This is a genomic window from Pseudomonas sp. FP453 (assembly GCF_030687495.1).
In the GTDB taxonomy this organism is placed as follows: Bacteria; Pseudomonadota; Gammaproteobacteria; order Pseudomonadales; family Pseudomonadaceae; genus Aquipseudomonas.
Genome location: NZ_CP117435.1, coordinates 2882758 through 2899976 on the forward strand (window position 1 = coordinate 2882758; position 17219 = coordinate 2899976).

Sequence of the window (17219 nt, forward strand, 5' to 3'; positions counted from 1 at the left end):
GTGGACATCCCCATGATGCGTCTTTGTGCTGTTTTGGTTCTTTCCCTGCTCGGCGGCCTGGTTTCAGTGCATGCCGCGCCTGCGCCACACCCGCATTGGAGTGTGGGCTTTCATCGCATGACCTTTCTCGATCCGCTGGATTTGCAGCCGATGAAGGCCATCGCGTTCTACCCGTCCACCGATGTCGAGCACAGCACGCAGCTGGGCGCTTACCGCGTGGGCGCCGGTGAAGACGCCAAGGTTGCCATCGGCCGCTTCCCGATGCTGATGTTGTCCCACGGCAATACCGGCACACCGCTGGCCCTGCAATGACTTGGCCACCTCGCTGGCGCGCAAGGGTTTTGTGGTGGTGGCCGTGCTGCACCCCGGCGACAACTACAAGGACCACAGCCGCCTGGGCACGCTGAGCAATCTGTACGGGCGGCCGATCCAGATTTCCGAAGCGATTACTGCCACTCTCGGCGACCCGATGCTGTCGCCCTTCGTCAACGTCGATCAAGTCGGCGTGATCGGCTACTCGGCCGGTGGCGAGACGGCGCTGATCCTCGCGGGCGCGAAGCCGGATTTCGACCGCCTGCGCCGCTATTGCCAGGAACGTCCTGAAGACCGCGACGCCTGCACCACCAAAGGCGAGTTGGTGGTCGACCGCGACGACCTGCAACCGCAAGCTGACCCACGCATTCACGCACTGATGCTGATGGCACCGCTCAGCCTGATGTTTGGCCGCCAGACCCTCGCCGATGTGCACGTGCCGGTGCTGCTCTACAGCGGCGACGGCGACAAGCTGGTGGCCGTGGACAAGAACGCCGCCGCCCTGGCGCGCAAGCTGCCGGAACCGCCGGACTTCAAGCTGCTGGCTGGGGCGGGGCACTTTGTATTCATGGCACCCTGCGACAGCGATCAATTGCTGGCCATGCCGGCCATCTGTACCGATGCGGACGGTGTCGACCGCGAAGGCATCCATCGCAACCTGATCTCCGAGGCGGGGCGGTTCTTCAGCCACACCCTGGGGCAATCCACCCGCGCCGGCTTGCAGACCGCTGATCAGTAGGCGCGGCGCTTGAGCAGCAGGGTCAGGCCCAGCGCGCCGACCGACAGCAGGGCGGCGCAAAAGAAGATCCAGCCGTAGCCCAGGTTCAAGGCGACAAACCCCATCAACGGCCCGGCAATCGCCAGGGCCAGGTCAAAAAACACCGCATAGGCACTCAGCCCGGCGCCACGGCTGCTGTTGGGCACCTGTTTGATCGCCTCCACGCCCAGCGCCGGGTACACCAACGACAGGCCAAAACCGGTCAACCCCGCGCCGATCAGGGCCACGCCGGTGCTTGGCGCCAGCCACAGCAGCGTCAGGCCCAGGGTCTCGATGGTCATGCAGGCAATCGCCGCACGAAAGCCGCCAAAGCGGCTGATGGCGGAGATAAAGATCAGGCGCGACACGATAAAGCACACGCCGAACACCGTCAGGCAATACGCCGCACCCGCCCAGCCACGGTTGAGGTAATACAGGGTGATAAAGGTCGTCAGGGTGCCGTAGCCGATCGAGGCCAGGCACAAACTGGCCCCAAACGGTGCGATACGTCCGAACACCGCCCAGAACGGCAAACGCTCGCCACGCACCACCGGCACCGACGGTTTATTGCGGATCAGCAGCAAACCCAACGCCGCCAGCACCGACAGCGCAATCCCCAGGCTGCTGTAGCCGTATTCGGCGACCATCACTACGCCCAAGGGCGCGCCGATGGCGATGGCGCCGTAGGACGCGATGCCATTCCAGGAGATCGAACGCGCCGTGTGCTCGGCGCCGACCTGGCCCATGCACCAGCTGATGGTGCCCACGCCGATCAGGCCCTGGGCCACGCCCAGCAATAGGCGCCCCGCGATCAGAATGCCGAGGCTGACGGCGGGCAGGCTCTCCATCAGCGTCGCCAGCAAAGTCAACACGCCACTGAGCAAAATCCCCGCCAGCCCCAGCACAATCGCACGCTTGGTGCCGACGTTGTCCGACATGCGCCCGGCCATCGGACGACTGAGCAGGGTGGCCAGGTATTGCGAACCAATGGTGATACCGGCGACCACCGCGCTGAACCCCAACTGTTCGTGCACGTAGCCTGGGATCACCGCAATCGGCAGGCCGATGCAGATAAAGGCAATAAAGGTATAAAAAACGATAGAGACGATCTGCAAGGTGATCGACAGGGAGCTGGGGGCGGCGGCAGACATGGGCACTCGTTCGCGGGCGGGCGGTGCGGCCATCATGGCAAGGGCGTGGGGGAAAAGAAAGCAGGCTATCTATTAATCACCAGATGCAAAAAGCCCCGTCACAGTGGACGGGGCTCTATCTTGCCGCTTGCAGCTAAAAACTAATGGCTGCTCTTAAAACACCACACCTTGGCTACGCAGGTAGTCGTCATAGGTGCCGCTGAAGTCGATCACGCCGTCGGCGCTCAACTCGATGATGCGGGTGGCCAGGGACGATACGAACTCACGGTCGTGGCTGACAAAGATCAGCGTGCCCGGGTAGTTTTCCAGCGCCAGGTTCAGCGCCTCGATGGATTCCATGTCCAAGTGGTTGGTCGGTTCGTCCATGATCAGCACGTTCGGCTTTTGCAGGATCAGCTTGCCGAACAGCATACGGCCTTGCTCACCACCGGAGATCACCTTGACCGACTTCTGGATATCGTCGTTGGAGAACAGCATGCGACCCAGGGTGCCACGGATCATCTGCTCGCCTTGGGTCCATTGGCCCATCCAGTCGAACAGGGTCACGTCGTCTTCGAAGTCGTGGGCGTGGTCCTGGGCGTAGTAACCCAGTTCCGCGGCGTCGGTCCACTTGATGCTACCGGCGTCCGGCGTCAGCTCGCTGACCAGGGTGCGCAGCAGGGTGGTCTTGCCGATACCGTTCGGACCGATGATCGCCACGCGCTCGCCGGCTTCAACCTGGAAGCTGAAGTCCTTGAACAGCGGCTTGCCGTCGAAGCCTTTGGCCATTTTTTCGACCATGACTGCCTGACGGTGCAGCTTTTTGGTCTGCTCGAACCGGATGAACGGGCTCACACGGCTCGAAGGCTTGACCTCGGCCAGCTGGATCTTGTCGATCGCCTTGGCACGGGAAGTGGCCTGCTTGGCTTTCGAGGCGTTCGCCGAGAAACGGCTGACGAAGGATTGCAGCTCGGTGATCTGCGCCTTCTTCTTGGCGTTGTCCGACAGCAGTTGCTCGCGGGACTGGGTCGCCACGGTCATGTACTCGTCGTAGTTGCCCGGGAACAGGCGCAGCTCGCCGTAGTCCAGGTCAGCCATGTGGGTACACACGCTGTTCAGGAAGTGACGGTCGTGAGAGATGATGATCATCAGGCTGGAACGCTGGGTCAGGATATTTTCCAGCCAGCGGATGGTGTTGATGTCCAAGTGGTTGGTCGGTTCGTCGAGCAACAGCACTTCAGGATCGGAAAACAGCGCCTGGGCCAGCAATACACGCAGCTTCCAGCCCGGGGACACTTCGCTCATCGGACCGAAGTGCTGCTCCAGCGGAATACCCAGACCCAGCAGCAGCTCACCGGCACGGGATTCGGCGGTGTAGCCGTCCATCTCGGCGAACTCGGTTTCCAGCTCGGCCACGGCCATGCCGTCTTCTTCGCTCATTTCCGGCAGCGAGTAGATACGATCACGCTCGGCCTTGACCTTCCACAGCTCCTCGTGACCCATGATCACGGTGTCGAGCACAGTGAATTCTTCATAGGCGAACTGGTCCTGGCGCAGCTTGCCCAGACGCACATTCGGCTCCAGCATGACCTGGCCGCCAGACGGATCCAGGTCGCCGCCGAGGATTTTCATGAAGGTCGACTTGCCGCAACCGTTGGCACCGATCAAACCATAACGGTTGCCAGCGCCGAACTTGACCGAGACGTTCTCGAAGAGCGGCTTGGCGCCGAACTGCATGGTGATGTTAGCTGTGGAGATCAATTACTTTACCTATCAATAGCTTAGGGTGCGCTTATTTGAACTGGGACCAATTTGGGACCAATCTGGAGCTTTTGCATTTCGCTCCAGTCCGAGCTTGAGTTGATCCAACGCGCATAAGTCGAGAGCAGCATCTGCACACTATGGCCGAGCTGCTGGGAGATGAAGGCGGGGTTCATGCCAGACATAATGCATATTGTCGCATAGGTGTGACGACAGTTGTATGGCGGGCGACGACGGATATTCAACGCTTTCAGTGTAGGAACCCATTGCTTGTGCAGGTCGGACGTCTGCCGGACGTACGCTGCGTTCTTCGACGGGGGGAAGATGAAAGGCGTTTCCAGCACCTTCCCTTTGCCCTTTTTCCGACGTTCTGCATATTCCTTGGCGAAGGCCAGGGCGTGCAGGGCGCGGTCATTCAACAAAACAAAGCGGTCACTGCCCGTTTTCGTACGCTCCACCACTTCCCCCAGGGCGATCCCGCGACACACGTGGGCCGTCCTTTTCTCTTCGTCTACCGCATCCCAGCGCATCGCCAGGGCTTCGGACAGACGCATCCCCGTAAAAAACACAAACTCAAAAAACGCCGCATAGATCGTGCTGGGCCAGTGATCGTGCTCGTACATCTTGGCGATGATCTGGTTCGCCTCGTCCAAGGTGAACGGATCGATCTCCTTTTTGCTGCGCTTGGGCAACTCCAGAATCGCCGCCGGGTTCTTCGGGATCAGCTCTTCATTGACGGCCGAATTCAGGATGGTCGACAGCTTCGAGATCGCATTGCGCTTCACCCCGGGCGACTTCCACTCACTGGCGGCCATTACCCGGCGGAGCAGGGTGGTGGTGATCAGATCGATCCGCACCAGGGCCAGGCCGGGCATCCAGTAGCGGTTCAGCGCGCCCTTGTAGTTCCCCTTCGTGCCGGCGACCACCTCCCGGCTGTCCAGCCAGAGCTGGGCATACTCGCCGAAGTTGATCTTGCCGCCGGCGACGTTGCTGGAACTGGGGAACAGCTCGGCGTACTTGTCGTCGTCGAGCAGCCCTAGCTTGATCAGTCCTTTTACCTGATCAACAACCTGGGCGGCAGACTTGATTCCTTTCTGTGTCGGGGGATAGGGGAGCGTTTCACTGCGCCGGCTGCCGTTCCACATAAATCGGATGCGGATCGATCCGTGGTGGAGGTCCATTCCTGCGGGCAAACCCATTGGCTTTCGAGCCATTCGTAGTATCTCCTGATGCTGTATAAAACACGGCTGCCTTGTTTGTTCCAGACGCCGAGGGGGATTTGGTTGCGGGCGCGTTTGGAGCGCAGGGCGGCGAGGGTGGTGCCGAGGATTTGGGCCATTTGGGCTTCGGGGACTTTGTCGCCGGTGATGCCGTCGTTTTGCTGTTCGGCTGCTGACATGGGGTGTCCTAGCCGCGCGGGGCGGCGGATGGTGGGTAATGAGTAGTTGCGTTTGGTCTACAGTTGATCGAGGCGTTACTCGGTGAGGAGAAAATGGATGTTCGACAAATATCCCGAGCAAAAGCAGGCCCGAAAGTGGGTAGGGGCGTTTGGTGTTGCGCTCTTGGTGTTGGGCGTTTTTTTGATTGTCATCGATGGAACGGGGGGTGGGCTTTGTGTCGTTATGGGTGCCGGTTTGGTGCTGCTGGTGTTGCTGGCGAATGAAAAACAGTTTGCGAAGACGATACGGGTGTTGGGCTGGTTTGATGGGCTTTCCTGAGTGGAAGGCCTCGCCTATCGCTCACTGGCTGGCGTCTAAGGGATTGGCGGTAGGGAGGCGTGCTGCCGAACTTGCTGGCCCCCTTCACCAGTTTTGAGGTACGAAGTAGGAGCGGGGCTCCACTTGTGATAGTTTTTTAGTGTTCGCCCTGCCAGAACTTAATTGCAGCCTTACCGGGGGACTTGCATCTGGTTTGGGCGAACACTTTTCATTTCTATGCTTTTATCCAATCGATAAATGGCTATTGAAAATGTTTCTTGTCTGAGTAGTCTTTTCCGTGCCCACCCAGCAGTAGAGGCTCTTTACCGGTCTATGGATGGCGAGGCTAATTCTGCTGGGTGGGCACCTCGCCTGCCGCTCACCGGCAGGCTTGTAGGGGGACTGGGGTTAGAGCAGGGTGCCTTGTTTCGGCGTCGGCTCAGGGGTTTGGTAAGTCCAGCGGGGCGGCGAGTTGTGCGACTCGATGCGGCTGCGCATTACTGATGCGCGCGCCTCCTTGGTAGGCGGCGAGTATGTTCCGCGCCAGGCTTGATCGATCCCGATGTTCCGGCCGATGTTCGTGCTGTCTGCGCTTGATAGAGGCAGGTGGCCAAATATCGCCGGGTCAAGCATGCGCAGGCCGTGAAGCTTGCACATCGGCCTGCCATCATCGTCGCAAACAACCCGCATCGCCTTTCCCATCTGCCCCCACCAGGCGGCGCTGCCTGGTTTCGAGTAGTCGCCTGAGCTGCCGATGCACACCCTTGGCCAACTACCTGCCAGGCGCTCCAACCGTTCAAGGCTTTCGTGCATGTGCCAGACAGGCGCGCCGAACCAGCGTGGCAGCGGCCATTCCTCGATTAGTGCATCATTTGCCGCCTCGTCTCCGTCAATCACATCAGGGATCACGGCGAAGTCGCAGGCGGGGATCAGCTTTGCGTCGGCTGCCCAGCGATAGAACGGTTGCCAATCTATAACCGGCTTCCCTTGCTTCCATGCGGAAAACGCTCCGTTGTCGATTGCAAACGACTGGCAGACTTGCGCTGCCAGTGCGAGTTGCCGTGGATCGCTGAAGCTTACGAAGGCGTGACCGCCACCAATCGCAGCAGCGGCGGCTGTCTCTGGCGTAATCGGCAAGCCGTGGTAATGGATCATCCGCTAAGCCTCACTGTTTCGATCTCAACGCCCTGGTGCGTGGCGATGATGGTTTGATCGCCGCCCAATGATTCTGCCAGGCGGTCTGCGATCTGCTCATGCCAGCCCTTTTTGATCAGTGCTGTCGCTGCCTTGATTTGCTCGACTTGAATCATGGTGGCCGCTCGCAGTTCAAGGCGGTAGACGATCGTTTCGCCGTCGGACGGGCAGACGGCTGCGAAGGTGTGTCGATAAATATTCACGCGCATACCTCACCCGCCGCTCACCGGCAGGAGTTTATGGTTTAATGAGAAGGATTCTTAAAGGTGGCGCGAGATGGTTAAGGCGTTTAGTGGTGGAGATCCCGTTACCGCGAACATTCTCGAGCAAGCTCAATCATGAGATACAGCATCGCGATGCGCCTATCTAAAGCCTCGCCTAGCGAATGCAAACGTCAAAGGAAATACGTCCATGAAGTACAGCTGGATGGTGATTGTTTTACTGCTTTGTGCTTGTGCTAGTGGCCCAACCCCTCAGCAATTGGCAGAGCAGCGCTTATGGGAGCAACAGTTGCTCACCCATCTGTCCTTGTACAAGTACTACCCCGAACAAGCTCGACTTCAAGGGGCGACGGGCTTGGTTAGAGCCGAATTCTTCGTCGACGCTCGAGGCAACGTCTCACGTCAGAAAATCATCAGCTATTCTGGGTCGGAACTCTTTGTTCCTGCTGTACAGGCAATGATTTCGGTAGCATCCCCCGTACCTGCGCCTCCACCTTCAATACTTAAGGACGGTGGAGTCGAGATAGTAGCCCCATTTCTATATTGCTTGGAGCAGGGTACATGCCCGCGTCCCACAGCGGGCATGTAAGCAGGACAGAATAGCGCTGAGTCAATTCCAGTTATCACAGCGGAGCTCAAGAGCTAAGGTGCAGGCATACTAGGCCATGATAGGAGGGGGCTGCTGGGCTCATGGCGTCACCCGCTTGAACTCGACCACCCAGACCCAGGGGTTGGCGTCCCAGTCGCCGCCTGTTGATGCCCAAAGGTCACGAAACGCGAATCCGGCAGAGCGCTCTACGCCAGCAGCGCGGAAGGATTCAGTTGCTTGGACGCCTATGCCTTCGGCCTGGGCCTGCTCCTCGCTGATGTCCTGCAGCCGCTCTACGCGCACGCCGGTTATCTCCAGCAGGATGCGGCTGTCACGGTGGCGCATGTGGATGCTGGGCTTCCATGGGCCGCCGTAGTCGGTGCGGTTGTCGCATTCGCGGTAGACAACCCAGCTTTCGCCAGGCGCCTGGGCTACGTTGATCTCCGCCCAGGCCTCGCGAACCCACAACCGGTCGCCGCGGCGCCCATATGGGCACCCACCGTACATGGCGAGTTCGGCGGCGCATTCCTGCTCGGTCGCGCCAAACGCAGCGAATCCCCAGCGCGGATGGTCTTGAACAACGGCAATCCACTGATGTTCCGGGGAATCGGATTTGCTACGGCTCGGGATCTGATTGCCTTTGACCAGGCGGCGCGTGACGGTCTTTTGTCCGGAAAGAATCGCGCGAACCATTGCACCGCTGAAAAGAATGGGCCGCTCTTTATGGAAAGGTTCCGGCGCCGGCCGCGGCTTGGCCATCTTCGCCTGGCACCGTCTGCAGCTGACAAATTCGCGCTTGTGGGTGCCATCCCACGGCACCTCTGAATCTTCGTTAAGCCCGCAGGCGGAGAGTGCCCAGCGCTCGTTATCCTGGGTGCAACCTGAGTCAACGATCAGGTGGTTTTTTCTGGCCACGGGTCGTCCTTGCCGCTATAGCGGCTACCAAATTCATAGAAGGGAGAGGTATGGTTGCCACCTCAGATAAGGAGGTGCGATGTGGTCGTACACGGAGTTGAATACGAGTTTTTTACAGCTTCACACGTTACAAAGGGGCATGACGGCTTGGGGGTTGAGTGCTGGCGCGGCAACGATATGGTGTTTGAGATATTCAGGAATGACGAAACTCTGCTTTTTGAGGTGACCCTGTTCGAGCAGGATGTCCCTTTAGAGTTGCTTGAGTACGCCATCCCAACCGCTCGCGAAAGCTTGGGTGAGTTCGCGCCGTAGAACCTCTCCTTGCCGCTATAGCGGCTGACTTTGAAGGGGGAGGGGTTTTATTTGAAAACGATCCTGGAAGAGATCGAAAGCTGTGCTAGAAATGACATGTCGCGCATGCATTTCAGATATTCGTTGTTGGGGTGCTGCGCGGCAGACGCTCTATTACTCCGTTGGAGCGGGCCCTCCAGCTGTGGGCATTGATCGGTAGGCTGTCGCATTTAGCCGCGAGTTAAACAACTCCCTTCCTCTGGGCTACTAACTCAACGTCTAGGCCTGTCGATCATCTTTTCTGATTTACTCCAGAGCCTCCCTCGTTACCAGATCATGGGCATTCACAACCGTCATGCCGATGGTTGCGTTTCCGTTTTTTTCTGTGGCGTAAACTCAGCTCTCCTTGGCTCAATGGTTCGAGCAATGTAAGTTCATGCCGCCGGCTAAAAGGTTAGGGAGTTAGTTGATTGGGAATGGAAAATGGCGTTCTGGATTCATTAAAGCGTTACCGCTTCTTGATATTGCTGCTGATGGTCGCTACCTCGCTGGTGAGTGCAACGGTAAGATTCGTCGGAGAGTGGAGTGATTTCTGGACTGTGCTAATGCTGCAAGCTTGGTTCGGTCAGGCTGTGTTCGCTTACCTTCGTGGTGGGTGGGTTGCGATCGGGCCTGGAGGTCTTCCTAAAGACGCCAGTCCGACATCCAGGGCACTATTGGCCGGAGTTGCATTTGCCATTTACCTAATCGGCTTTGGCTTTGATGGCTATCCGAAAAAAGAGTCTGTCCATGACAGGCGCCCTTCAGACTGGACCATGCCTACACGAGAGGAAATCGGACGATCTTCTGAAGAAAATAGATAGATCAGTTTGGTTTTTCTGTAGGCATGTGGAGTCCTTGCCGGGCCATGCCCGGGCGGTGGAGTTTGAAAGGGGATCAGCTACAGTTCAGCAATCAGCCAAACGGAGGTGGTGATGGATAATTACGTCTGCATAATCTGTGGCGGGAAGGGCAAGGAAAGATATTCGTTGGGTGAATTCAGGGATGTCGAATGTCCGGACTGCGGCAAGTACCTGATCTCGCTAACGGTGCTGGACGACATGAGGAAGAGAGAGCGCCGCTTCAACATCCCGGCCACCAGGGCTTGCATAAATGGCTTCATTGCCGCAGGTCTGCCTGCCGTAATTTCCAAAGCTGAAATCGCCTACCACCAGCTGTTTTCTACTTGATGTCTAATTGTCGCAGAAGGCGCCGGCCGATCCAGCGAACCACGGTGACGGCCTTGCTGTTGCCGATCGCCTTGTAGCGGGGGCCGTCCGGGCATTCGCTGGCAGGCTTACCGCGCCAAGGGATCTGCGTGTAGTTATCGGGGAAGCCTTGGCAGCGCTCCCATTCGATCACGCTGGTCCGGCGGACGCCTTCGGGCTCCAGCACATATGCCTCTCTATCATCGAGAGAGCCCCCCCCTTGTGCCGTGAGAGTAGGGTGAAGTGCAAGCTTCGCCGGCCATCCCGGCGGGCTATCCCGGCGAGTGCCTTCGCGCTCAAAAAGTACCTCGGCGGGATCGAACCCGTTTCGAGCACTTGCGACAACGAATACACGACGGCGCCGTTGGGCCAGGCCGAAATATTGGGCGTCCAGGACCCTCCACGCGATTGTTCTTTTGGGTCCATACACACAACCAGCGTCCTGCCATTTTTTCCCTGGAGGCTGCAGCTCGCAGTCTTCCCCAGCAAGCGCGCCAAGAAAGCATCCGAAGGCGTTCCCTTTGTCGCTGAGGACGCCGGGGACGTTTTCCCAGACGATGACGCTGGCGGGCTTTCGCTGGCCGGCGCGAACATAGTCAACTGCATCTGCAAGCTCCACGTATTTGATGGTGAGTGCTCCGCGGGGGTCGGTGAGGCCTTCGCGCATACCGGCAACCGAGAAGGCCTGGCACGGGGTGCCGCCAACCAGCACTTCAGGCGCCGGGATCTTGTCGGCCAGCACCAGGGCGGCCAGCTTCGTCATGTCGCCGTGGTTCGGCACGTTGGCGTAGTGGTGGGCCAGAACCGCCGAGGGGAACGGCTCAATCTCAGCGAACCAGGCGGCGCGCATGCCCAGCGGGTGCCAGGCCTGGGTCGCAGCTTCGATGCCGCTGCACACGCTTCCATAGGTGATAGGCATTTAGTTGCTCTCCTGGCTCAAAAACAGGCAATGAAAAATGAGGTAAAATTCGGTGTTACATAAGGAGATCGAAGAATGTCAGTAGAAATTCGAGAAGTCGTTTCCAGCTTTGTTTTGGATGTTTCTGGTCACACTGTGCATGCCCGAATTACAAAGGATGTTGATGGTTCGGAAGGCTTTATCTGGGATATCAGCCATCATGGGGGCGGTTTTTCTCGAGTAAAAAAAGCTCAGATGGCTCCAGTGAGTAGTCGTAAAGAGGCGCTGGAGCAGATCATCGCCTATGCCCAAACCTTCGAGCCGGGATACAGCCCGCAGCCGAACAGCCGCTACTGAGATATGAGTGAGCTAATCGGCAATTCTCATGGATTCATGCCGCTTGATCTTCTTGCTTCGGAGGCCACTCCGAAAACCCAACACGGGGTGCCTTCGTCTTCGGGTTGATGATCGGCTTGCCCTTGGCATCCACCAGCACTGCCTTGGCCCGTATTCGCATGTCGCGACACCTCAGGGTCTTGCGGGCCAGCTCAATGAACTGCTCGGCGTACTGCGGAGCGTCGAAGAGCGGGGAGAGCTGGCGGACCGTACCCCCCCCCATTATCTTCTCGGTGCGCTTGGCGACCAGCTCCAGCCATTCAGCTTCCGGTATCGGTTCGACGCCGCCCGGTGCCTTTGGGTTCTTCCGGGTGCCGGCCGTTTTCTTGCGGGCCTCGGTCTTGGCGACATCGAGGGTCATTCCAAACACTGCAAAGGTGCTCATGGGTTATCTCCAAGCGTGCGCCTGCCTCGCCGGCTGGCGTGATTCGTTTGAGTGGGTGATATGCTTTGCTGTTGATCAAACAAGGAGGTGGTAATGCCCGGTAAAAAGCTTGAAGCGTTCCGCGAGTGGTTCACGCCGCGTAAGAGGCTGTGGGCAGGAATAGGCCTGTTCGCAATTGCTATCGCCGTGCCTATCGTCAGTCCGGGAGCGACCGCCGCTTGGCTCATAGGGCCTGCGACTGTCTTTTTCTTGGGTAGCTTTATTCCCGACACGAACGCAAAGCGATAGGGCCGGGCGGCTGGCGTGATTCGTTTAAAGGGGGTATTGATGTATTCGGACATTCGGCCCGACAAGGGGAACTGATATGGCCTGGGTAGTCATGCTTACACGCCGGTCTTGTTTACGCTGCCTTTGATGCCTGCCGCGTCGATAGGTAGGTCGACGTGGTATGTCTTTGTGTGCCCAACCTCATGCATGCAGTCGCAGACTGTGCGGATATGGCTCACCAGAGGACTATCGCCGGTGCCGAACGACAGTGAGAAGCCGTGCAAGGTGTAGACCGGTGAAATCTTGCGATCAATCGACTCAAGCGCGGCATAAGCGCTGTTCGTTTGGGCGTTGAACTTGTCACGAAAAACCGGGCCAATTTCTGCTTGAGCCCTCACCATTGCGGCATTGAACGCCGCTGCGGCGGTGCGATCCGTGTGCCGTTCGTACATCTCCATCATCTTCTGCATTTTGTCTGCATCGAATGCCGGATCGGTCGCGGCCCGCTGGATCATTGTCAGCATCGCGGTTGATTCGTTGGTGGCCGCCGGGCTGGCGGCCTGCCGAGCTTCGGTGCGCTCGGCAAGGGCTGAGTTAGTCATGGCAACCTCAGAAATTGATGGTGACGTTCGGCACTTCGCCGCGGGCGATCTTCAGGACGATGGCCTTGGCCAGCTCTTCGCCGATGTTCATGCCGATCAAGGCCTGCTTGGCTTCGCCCAGGATTTTCGACTTGTGCGCTACGTCGGCCTGGCGTTCCTGCTGCTGGCGCAGGATTTCGTCCGCTGCCGCGTTGGCGCGGGAAATCTCGTCTTGGCGAGCCTGTTCAACTGCTGCCGCTTGACGTTCGGCGGCGGCAGCTTGCTCGCGCTCAGCGCGCTGTTCGGCCTCGATCTGCTCGCGCTTTGCCTGCTCGGCGCGGCGATCAGACTCGGCGGCCTGCAATTTCAGGTCGTTCTCTCGCTTCTCGGCGGCGACCTGCTCATCACGGACGCGTTGCGCTTCGGTATCGCGGTCACGCTGGGCGCTGGCTTCGGCTTCGCGTGTGGCTTGTTCGGCGGCTTCGCGGGCAATGCGCTCTTCGTTGTCCTTCTTGTCGCGGGCTTCCTTCTCCAGGCGCAGACGGGTCAGTTCGGCCTGTTCGGCTTCGTACTGGGTACGCTCGACGTGCAGGGTGCGCAGCTTTGCAAGGGTCTGGTCTTTCACCTGGGCGGCTTCGGCCAGGAACTCTTCCCAGGCATCGTTGATTTCTACCAGCTCGAGGTCGGCAATGATCTGGGCGACGTGGGCGGCGGCTGGGCTTGCCTCGAAAACGGCCAGGTCTTTGATGGCCTGAATGCCATCGACATGCTTGTCTTTGCGAGCCTGATCGGCGGTTTCCCAATCCGTCAGGGGTTGGCGGGTGGCGTCGCGCAGGTTGTCCATCTTGGTTACGAACTCGCGCAGCTCAGCCTCGACCACCTTCGGCATTTCCTTGAGGCGTTTCAGGTAGTCGCGACCAGGGGTTTCGACTGCCTTTTTGGACTTGCTCACTGTTGCAGCCAAGGAAGCGATGCGAGCGCGACCTTTCACAGTTGTCAGGTCGGGCACCTCTCCGGTGACTTCTGCCTTTACCGCTTCGAAGAACTGGCCCAGGCCGCCGGCTACGTAAATGGCCGGAGCGTTGTCGGCGCTGATGTCGTCGATGGTGATGACTTGCTGTTGTGCGGACATGGGAAATCCTTGCCGCGATGCTCGCAGCGTTGAAGGGGGAGTGCAAATAAGGGTTGATAAACGTTCTTATTCGCATTTAAGATACGTAATAACATATCAATGAAACGCAGGAGCCTCACCGATGAAAGTGCTGTCCTCACTGAAAGAAGCGAAAAACCGTCACCGCGACTGCCAGATCGTTATGCGCCGGGGCCGGATCTACGTGATTTGTAAATCCAATCCGAAATTTAAGGCGCGGCAGGGCAGTGCGAAGAACAAGAACAAGGGCAAAGGCTAATCAGCTCTGCTGCTGCTTTGCTGTTGAACCCGGTAGCGCAGGACCTGGAGGATCCGGCAGGGGGTGTCGCTAAAGAGCGGCGCGGCTTTCGCTGCTGGCCGGCGGTTGTTGCTGCTGGCTTGAGGAGAATTTAAGCAAGCTGAAATAATCATGTCAAGCATGCTGAATATATAAATTCAGATTGCTGAAATTATTGAGCGATAAAAAGCCCGCTCAATGGCGGGCTCATTTAGGCGTCGCAGTATTCTCGCCAGCCGATCCTGACGGTACCGCCCTCCAAGGTCTCGACTCGGACGCCGGCCGTTTCGCCGATCTCATCCAGCAGCCGCTTCCAGTCCTCGGGATTTTCATGCTCCAGCCTACACACCGTGACCGCCTGGACCTTCTGAACACCTGGTGAGGCAATCAGGGCTTGCAGGCGTCGACCTGCAGCTTCGTAGGAAGAGGGCGGTTTAGACGTGGTAAACGCTGGGCTGTGCATGTGGTACTCCTTACCTTAGCTGGATGCATATACAGTATTTATGTTGCTATATATTGGCAAGCTCGGATTTGCTTTTTCATGCGCAAATGCATAGAAGCTGAGAAGGTTACCTTCTCGCGGGCACAAAAAAGCCCGCGCTTGGCGGGCTTTAAGCGAGCACTGAAAGTCGAGCTTAAGCAGGCAAGCGCAAATCGCCACGATGGACTATGTGCACTTTATTGCCATCCGGGTCCCGTAGGTACGCGCCATAATAGCCGTCCCCATAATGCTGGCGCGGCCCTGGTTCACCAGCATCTATACCGCCAGCAATAAGGCCTGCGGCATAGGCGGCATCGACAGAATCTGGATGTGGTGCGGAGAAAGCCACCATGCCGCCATTTCCAGCGAGGGCATCTTTGAGATCGTAAGGGCGGTAAACATAGAAGCGGGGCAGAGGGCTGTCGGGGTTCACCCAGCATGCCGAAGGTGGTCCGCCATCGGGCGTTACAGGTCGACGGCAGAGCCCCAGAGGGATCAGAACCGCGTCATAGAAGGTAGCGGCCTTATCAAGATCGTTTGTCCCAACGGTTACGTGACTGAACATCCTGTATTCCTACTCACGGAGGCGAGGCGTTATCGTGTCATTTTGACGGTGGGCGTGTATAGCGGTCGTCGGGTAAGTCGGGGAGGGCGAGTGTCAGCCCTCCAAATCGCAGGCAAAGAAAAGCCCGCGATGGGGATTGGCGGGCTTAAAGGGTTTCATTAGGAGCTGGGATAACCATAGGCGCCCGACTGTGAAAAGGTCGTGAAAGGCCAGGTAGAAAAGGCTTGCTCATTGGCTGGCCGTTAATAATATTCGGGAGTGATCTGATGATCCTTCTGCGCTTACACCTTTTCGTGTCGACTATCCTCGACTTGCTGGTTCTGTGGATCGCACAAAGCTAAGTAGTAAGCCACACACCAGCCGATCAGTGTCCATCCGGTCAGTAGGTTGATTAGAAAAATTCGACGGGGCGGAACTGGTTCGATTAGGGCGGTACAAATTGAGGGGAATAGGTAAAGGGCTATGGCGCTAACGTGAAATATGAGATCAGCTGCAATTGCGACTCCATTGTCTCCGCTGCTTATGAAGTAGCTCACCAAGCAGGTTGGCGCAAGCAGTGCTAATCCAAAGACCTTCATCGCAGCCTCCCCGTGAAACTTCGCGATAGCTAATTGATACCACGCTCCATTTGTTTTGTGTAGTGGCTGTTTTTCTGATCTGGTCTAGCGCTATGGGGTAGGCAGTCGGCGCCGATCTCAAAACGAACTTACGATTGCCTGGGCAAGCTGCTGATCATTCATCAACGGTGGTGCATAGGTCGTACGGTAGAAGCGCACCGCCTGTTCAAATTGGGCGCCGCGTATGTCACCGTTTGAACCAATAAAGGCGAGCGCGTCAGCCTTTGCAGGCTTGAAGTTATTACTGGCCAACATGGTGAGCCCGGTAGTTCCTGCAACGGTGTAGCTTGGAGCCATCAGTACAGACAGCATCGAGTTGTTATAGGAGTCATCGGACCCCTCAGAGGCGTGAGCGTTGATCGATACCATGAGGGCTGCGGCTACAATCTTCCATGAGTCCATGCTGCGATGCTTCCATTGCGATCAGAGAGGGCCGCTACCATAGCAGAGTGCGTTCCTTCTGGAACAAGGAGAAGGTCCGTCTTAAGCGGGCATCAAAACGAGGTCGCTATCACCTGCGCCAGTTGCATGTCGGACATATGAGGCGATGTGTAGGCTGAACGATAGTACCTGGACGCCTGCTCAAACTCAGCACCGCGAATCTCGCCGTCAGAACCAATGAACGCCAAGGCGTCGGTCTTGGCTGACTTGAAGATTTTTGGCGGATCGGTCGTGAGAGATGTGGTTAATCCAATTAAAATGGTTGGCGAGGAGATTGTGATAAATATCGCGGCAGCGATAGGGTTGACGTCGTCACCTGATACGGCCTGAGTGCTGAACGATGCCAGTAGGGCGATTGCCAGCGTCTTCCATGAATCCATTCTTCGATGCTTCCATTGCGGTCAGAGGGAGCCACCATAGCAGAGCAGGACGCTTGCCAGATACAAGAAGCCCGGCGCGGGGCCGGGCATTGTGTTCAGATATTTTCGGACTATTTATCCCAGCCGGTTTTGAAGTCCAGTGCTCGCATCATGCTGAATACATCGCAGCACTGCGCTCCTAGTGACTTGCAGACATCAGGCACCTTTCTATTCTGCCGTTGTGCCGACGGTTTAGATGTTTCAAGAGATACCACGCATCGTTCCACGGGGCTGGATAATGCGTAGGAAATCAAAAAAGGATCTCTGCCAATATAGGCAAGTTCGTTTTCATTGAGATCGACTGCGTACCCATTGAATGTGACATGAGCGACAGCGGCAGGATCTGCGCCTTCTTGAAGAATTAGGCTATCTTTGACTTCGGGCTTTTTTAGCCATCCAGTTAAGACGTCTTCTTTTCCGGCCAAAATCTCTTCATAGATTTCAATAGGCATTTTGATGCGGCCATTCTGGCTTTGGTGCAAAAGCCATGACCACAGTTCAGGTACCATGGTTTGCGGATAATAAACGCCATTAGAAGTAATAAGCGTGTTTGCATCCAGCAAGTAAAGCTTCCTATCAAGCGCCATTATAATGTGCCAACCAAGTTATAGACATTGGCGGGCTTAAC

23 protein-coding genes and 1 pseudogene are annotated in these 17219 nt (G+C 57.5%); 8 read left to right on the top strand and 16 right to left on the bottom strand.

Going from position 1 to position 17219, the window contains the following annotated elements:
* Positions 1-12 precede the first annotated feature (12 nt).
* A pseudogene (locus PSH87_RS12850) lies at positions 13-1051 on the top strand (alpha/beta hydrolase family protein).
* Here PSH87_RS12850 and PSH87_RS12855 read toward each other — a convergent pair.
* From PSH87_RS12855 to PSH87_RS12865, 3 genes are all read right to left on the bottom strand, one after another.
* Positions 1045-2220, bottom strand: a complete 1176-nt coding sequence (locus PSH87_RS12855) for an MFS transporter (protein ID WP_305433953.1) — start codon at positions 2218-2220, stop codon at positions 1045-1047. The pseudogene PSH87_RS12850 and the gene PSH87_RS12855 sit on opposite strands and share 7 nt — an antisense overlap.
* A 153-nt stretch (positions 2221-2373) precedes the next feature.
* Entirely contained in the window at positions 2374-3960 is a 1587-nt protein-coding gene (locus PSH87_RS12860; RefSeq protein WP_026137136.1) for an ABC-F family ATPase, read from the bottom strand.
* A 20-nt stretch (positions 3961-3980) separates the two neighbouring features.
* Positions 3981-5174, bottom strand: coding sequence for a tyrosine-type recombinase/integrase (locus PSH87_RS12865; protein ID WP_124524610.1), 1194 nt, complete (start codon positions 5172-5174; stop codon positions 3981-3983).
* 282 nt (positions 5175-5456) lie between these two features.
* Between PSH87_RS12865 and PSH87_RS12870 the strand changes: the two genes are divergently transcribed.
* A complete protein-coding gene (locus PSH87_RS12870; protein WP_305433956.1) occupies positions 5457-5678 on the top strand; it encodes a hypothetical protein in 222 nt (73 codons plus the stop codon).
* Between the two features lie 387 nt (positions 5679-6065).
* On the opposite strand, the gene PSH87_RS12875 is transcribed toward PSH87_RS12870, so the two are convergent.
* Together PSH87_RS12875 and PSH87_RS12880 are read right to left on the bottom strand one after the other, a co-directional pair.
* The gene (locus PSH87_RS12875) at positions 6066-6812 is read right to left on the bottom strand and encodes a hypothetical protein (RefSeq protein WP_305433958.1); all 747 of its coding nucleotides are present in this window, start codon (positions 6810-6812) and stop codon (positions 6066-6068) included.
* Positions 6809-7060 (bottom strand): hypothetical protein, encoded by a 252-nt coding sequence (locus PSH87_RS12880; RefSeq protein ID WP_305433959.1) that lies wholly within the window; start codon positions 7058-7060, stop codon positions 6809-6811. The genes PSH87_RS12875 and PSH87_RS12880 overlap by 4 nt, the downstream gene beginning before the upstream one ends.
* A 217-nt stretch (positions 7061-7277) precedes the next feature.
* Between PSH87_RS12880 and PSH87_RS12885 the strand changes: the two genes are divergently transcribed.
* Positions 7278-7661, top strand: a complete 384-nt coding sequence (locus PSH87_RS12885; protein ID WP_305434305.1) for a TonB family protein — start codon at positions 7278-7280, stop codon at positions 7659-7661.
* A gap of 99 nt (positions 7662-7760) precedes the next feature.
* Here PSH87_RS12885 and PSH87_RS12890 read toward each other — a convergent pair whose 3' ends face one another.
* Positions 7761-8576 (bottom strand): hypothetical protein, encoded by an 816-nt coding sequence (locus PSH87_RS12890; protein WP_305433960.1) that lies wholly within the window; start codon positions 8574-8576, stop codon positions 7761-7763.
* Positions 8577-8657: 81 nt separating this feature from the next.
* Here PSH87_RS12890 and PSH87_RS12895 point away from each other — a divergent pair, with 81 nt between their 5' ends.
* The 3 genes from PSH87_RS12895 (at position 8658) to PSH87_RS12905 (ending at position 10096) form a co-directional block, all read left to right on the top strand.
* Positions 8658-8888 (top strand): hypothetical protein, encoded by a 231-nt coding sequence (locus tag PSH87_RS12895; RefSeq protein ID WP_305433962.1) that lies wholly within the window; start codon positions 8658-8660, stop codon positions 8886-8888.
* A 455-nt stretch (positions 8889-9343) separates the two neighbouring features.
* Positions 9344-9730: a hypothetical protein gene (locus PSH87_RS12900; protein ID WP_305433964.1), complete on the top strand. Its 387-nt coding sequence runs from the start codon at positions 9344-9346 to the stop codon at positions 9728-9730.
* A gap of 111 nt (positions 9731-9841) precedes the next feature.
* Positions 9842-10096, top strand: a complete 255-nt coding sequence (locus PSH87_RS12905) for a hypothetical protein (protein ID WP_305433966.1) — start codon at positions 9842-9844, stop codon at positions 10094-10096.
* Here the strand turns inward: PSH87_RS12905 and PSH87_RS12910 are convergent.
* Complete coding sequence (locus PSH87_RS12910; protein WP_305433968.1) at positions 10089-11033, bottom strand: DNA cytosine methyltransferase; 945 nt, start codon at positions 11031-11033, stop codon at positions 10089-10091. The two genes, PSH87_RS12905 and PSH87_RS12910, sit on opposite strands and share 8 nt — an antisense overlap.
* 75 nt (positions 11034-11108) lie before the next feature.
* Between PSH87_RS12910 and PSH87_RS12915 the strand changes: the two genes are divergently transcribed.
* The gene (locus tag PSH87_RS12915; RefSeq protein WP_305433969.1) at positions 11109-11369 is read left to right on the top strand and encodes a hypothetical protein; all 261 of its coding nucleotides are present in this window, start codon (positions 11109-11111) and stop codon (positions 11367-11369) included.
* Between the two features lie 34 nt (positions 11370-11403).
* On the opposite strand, the gene PSH87_RS12920 is transcribed toward PSH87_RS12915, so the two are convergent.
* The 3 genes from PSH87_RS12920 to PSH87_RS12930 all read right to left on the bottom strand — a co-directional run bounded on the left by PSH87_RS12920 (position 11404) and on the right by PSH87_RS12930 (position 13773).
* Complete coding sequence (locus tag PSH87_RS12920) at positions 11404-11793, bottom strand: hypothetical protein (RefSeq protein ID WP_305433971.1); 390 nt, start codon at positions 11791-11793, stop codon at positions 11404-11406.
* Between the two features lie 383 nt (positions 11794-12176).
* On the bottom strand, positions 12177-12662 hold the full coding sequence (locus tag PSH87_RS12925; protein WP_305433973.1) for a hypothetical protein: 486 nt from the start codon (positions 12660-12662) through the stop codon (positions 12177-12179).
* A 7-nt stretch (positions 12663-12669) separates the two neighbouring features.
* Positions 12670-13773 carry a hypothetical protein gene (locus tag PSH87_RS12930; RefSeq protein ID WP_305433975.1) on the bottom strand — a complete coding sequence of 368 codons (1104 nt, stop codon included), beginning with the start codon at positions 13771-13773 and terminating at the stop codon, positions 12670-12672.
* A 121-nt stretch (positions 13774-13894) separates the two neighbouring features.
* Between PSH87_RS12930 and ykgO the strand changes: the two genes are divergently transcribed.
* Positions 13895-14050: a type B 50S ribosomal protein L36 gene (ykgO, locus tag PSH87_RS12935; RefSeq protein WP_019816741.1), complete on the top strand. Its 156-nt coding sequence runs from the start codon at positions 13895-13897 to the stop codon at positions 14048-14050.
* Positions 14051-14279: 229 nt separating this feature from the next.
* Here the strand turns inward: ykgO and PSH87_RS12940 are convergent, their stop codons facing one another.
* From PSH87_RS12940 to PSH87_RS12965, 6 genes are all read right to left on the bottom strand, one after another.
* Positions 14280-14531: a DUF1654 domain-containing protein gene (locus PSH87_RS12940; RefSeq protein WP_305433977.1), complete on the bottom strand. Its 252-nt coding sequence runs from the start codon at positions 14529-14531 to the stop codon at positions 14280-14282.
* Between the two features lie 172 nt (positions 14532-14703).
* Complete coding sequence (locus PSH87_RS12945; protein WP_305433979.1) at positions 14704-15114, bottom strand: VOC family protein; 411 nt, start codon at positions 15112-15114, stop codon at positions 14704-14706.
* Positions 15115-15395: 281 nt separating this feature from the next.
* Positions 15396-15692 (bottom strand): superinfection immunity protein, encoded by a 297-nt coding sequence (locus tag PSH87_RS12950; RefSeq protein ID WP_305433981.1) that lies wholly within the window; start codon positions 15690-15692, stop codon positions 15396-15398.
* Positions 15693-15809: 117 nt separating this feature from the next.
* A complete protein-coding gene (locus PSH87_RS12955) occupies positions 15810-16133 on the bottom strand; it encodes a DUF2388 domain-containing protein (protein WP_305433983.1) in 324 nt (107 codons plus the stop codon).
* 92 nt (positions 16134-16225) lie between these two features.
* Complete coding sequence (locus tag PSH87_RS12960; RefSeq protein ID WP_305433984.1) at positions 16226-16552, bottom strand: DUF2388 domain-containing protein; 327 nt, start codon at positions 16550-16552, stop codon at positions 16226-16228.
* 110 nt (positions 16553-16662) lie between these two features.
* The gene (locus PSH87_RS12965) at positions 16663-17154 is read right to left on the bottom strand and encodes a DUF4411 family protein (protein WP_305433985.1); all 492 of its coding nucleotides are present in this window, start codon (positions 17152-17154) and stop codon (positions 16663-16665) included.
* Positions 17155-17219 lie beyond the last annotated feature (65 nt).

Excerpts from the sequence above, each read along its gene's own strand:
- PSH87_RS12855 (WP_305433953.1), bottom strand. The coding sequence starts at position 2,220 with ATGTCTGCCGCCGCCCCCAGCTCCCTGTCGATCACCTTGCAGATCGTC.
- PSH87_RS12865 (WP_124524610.1), bottom strand. The coding sequence starts at position 5,174 with ATGGCTCGAAAGCCAATGGGTTTGCCCGCAGGAATGGACCTCCACCAC.
- PSH87_RS12870 (WP_305433956.1), top strand. The coding sequence starts at position 5,457 with ATGTTCGACAAATATCCCGAGCAAAAGCAGGCCCGAAAGTGGGTAGGG.
- PSH87_RS12875 (WP_305433958.1), bottom strand. The coding sequence starts at position 6,812 with ATGATCCATTACCACGGCTTGCCGATTACGCCAGAGACAGCCGCCGCT.
- PSH87_RS12880 (WP_305433959.1), bottom strand. The coding sequence starts at position 7,060 with ATGCGCGTGAATATTTATCGACACACCTTCGCAGCCGTCTGCCCGTCC.
- PSH87_RS12885 (WP_305434305.1), top strand. The coding sequence starts at position 7,278 with ATGGTGATTGTTTTACTGCTTTGTGCTTGTGCTAGTGGCCCAACCCCT.
- PSH87_RS12900 (WP_305433964.1), top strand. The coding sequence starts at position 9,344 with ATGGAAAATGGCGTTCTGGATTCATTAAAGCGTTACCGCTTCTTGATA.
- PSH87_RS12905 (WP_305433966.1), top strand. The coding sequence starts at position 9,842 with ATGGATAATTACGTCTGCATAATCTGTGGCGGGAAGGGCAAGGAAAGA.
- PSH87_RS12910 (WP_305433968.1), bottom strand. The coding sequence starts at position 11,033 with ATGCCTATCACCTATGGAAGCGTGTGCAGCGGCATCGAAGCTGCGACC.
- PSH87_RS12915 (WP_305433969.1), top strand. The coding sequence starts at position 11,109 with ATGTCAGTAGAAATTCGAGAAGTCGTTTCCAGCTTTGTTTTGGATGTT.
- PSH87_RS12920 (WP_305433971.1), bottom strand. The coding sequence starts at position 11,793 with ATGAGCACCTTTGCAGTGTTTGGAATGACCCTCGATGTCGCCAAGACC.
- PSH87_RS12925 (WP_305433973.1), bottom strand. The coding sequence starts at position 12,662 with ATGACTAACTCAGCCCTTGCCGAGCGCACCGAAGCTCGGCAGGCCGCC.
- PSH87_RS12930 (WP_305433975.1), bottom strand. The coding sequence starts at position 13,773 with ATGTCCGCACAACAGCAAGTCATCACCATCGACGACATCAGCGCCGAC.
- ykgO (WP_019816741.1), top strand. The coding sequence starts at position 13,895 with ATGAAAGTGCTGTCCTCACTGAAAGAAGCGAAAAACCGTCACCGCGAC.
- PSH87_RS12940 (WP_305433977.1), bottom strand. The coding sequence starts at position 14,531 with ATGCACAGCCCAGCGTTTACCACGTCTAAACCGCCCTCTTCCTACGAA.
- PSH87_RS12945 (WP_305433979.1), bottom strand. The coding sequence starts at position 15,114 with ATGTTCAGTCACGTAACCGTTGGGACAAACGATCTTGATAAGGCCGCT.
- PSH87_RS12950 (WP_305433981.1), bottom strand. The coding sequence starts at position 15,692 with ATGAAGGTCTTTGGATTAGCACTGCTTGCGCCAACCTGCTTGGTGAGC.
- PSH87_RS12955 (WP_305433983.1), bottom strand. The coding sequence starts at position 16,133 with ATGGACTCATGGAAGATTGTAGCCGCAGCCCTCATGGTATCGATCAAC.
- PSH87_RS12960 (WP_305433984.1), bottom strand. The coding sequence starts at position 16,552 with ATGGATTCATGGAAGACGCTGGCAATCGCCCTACTGGCATCGTTCAGC.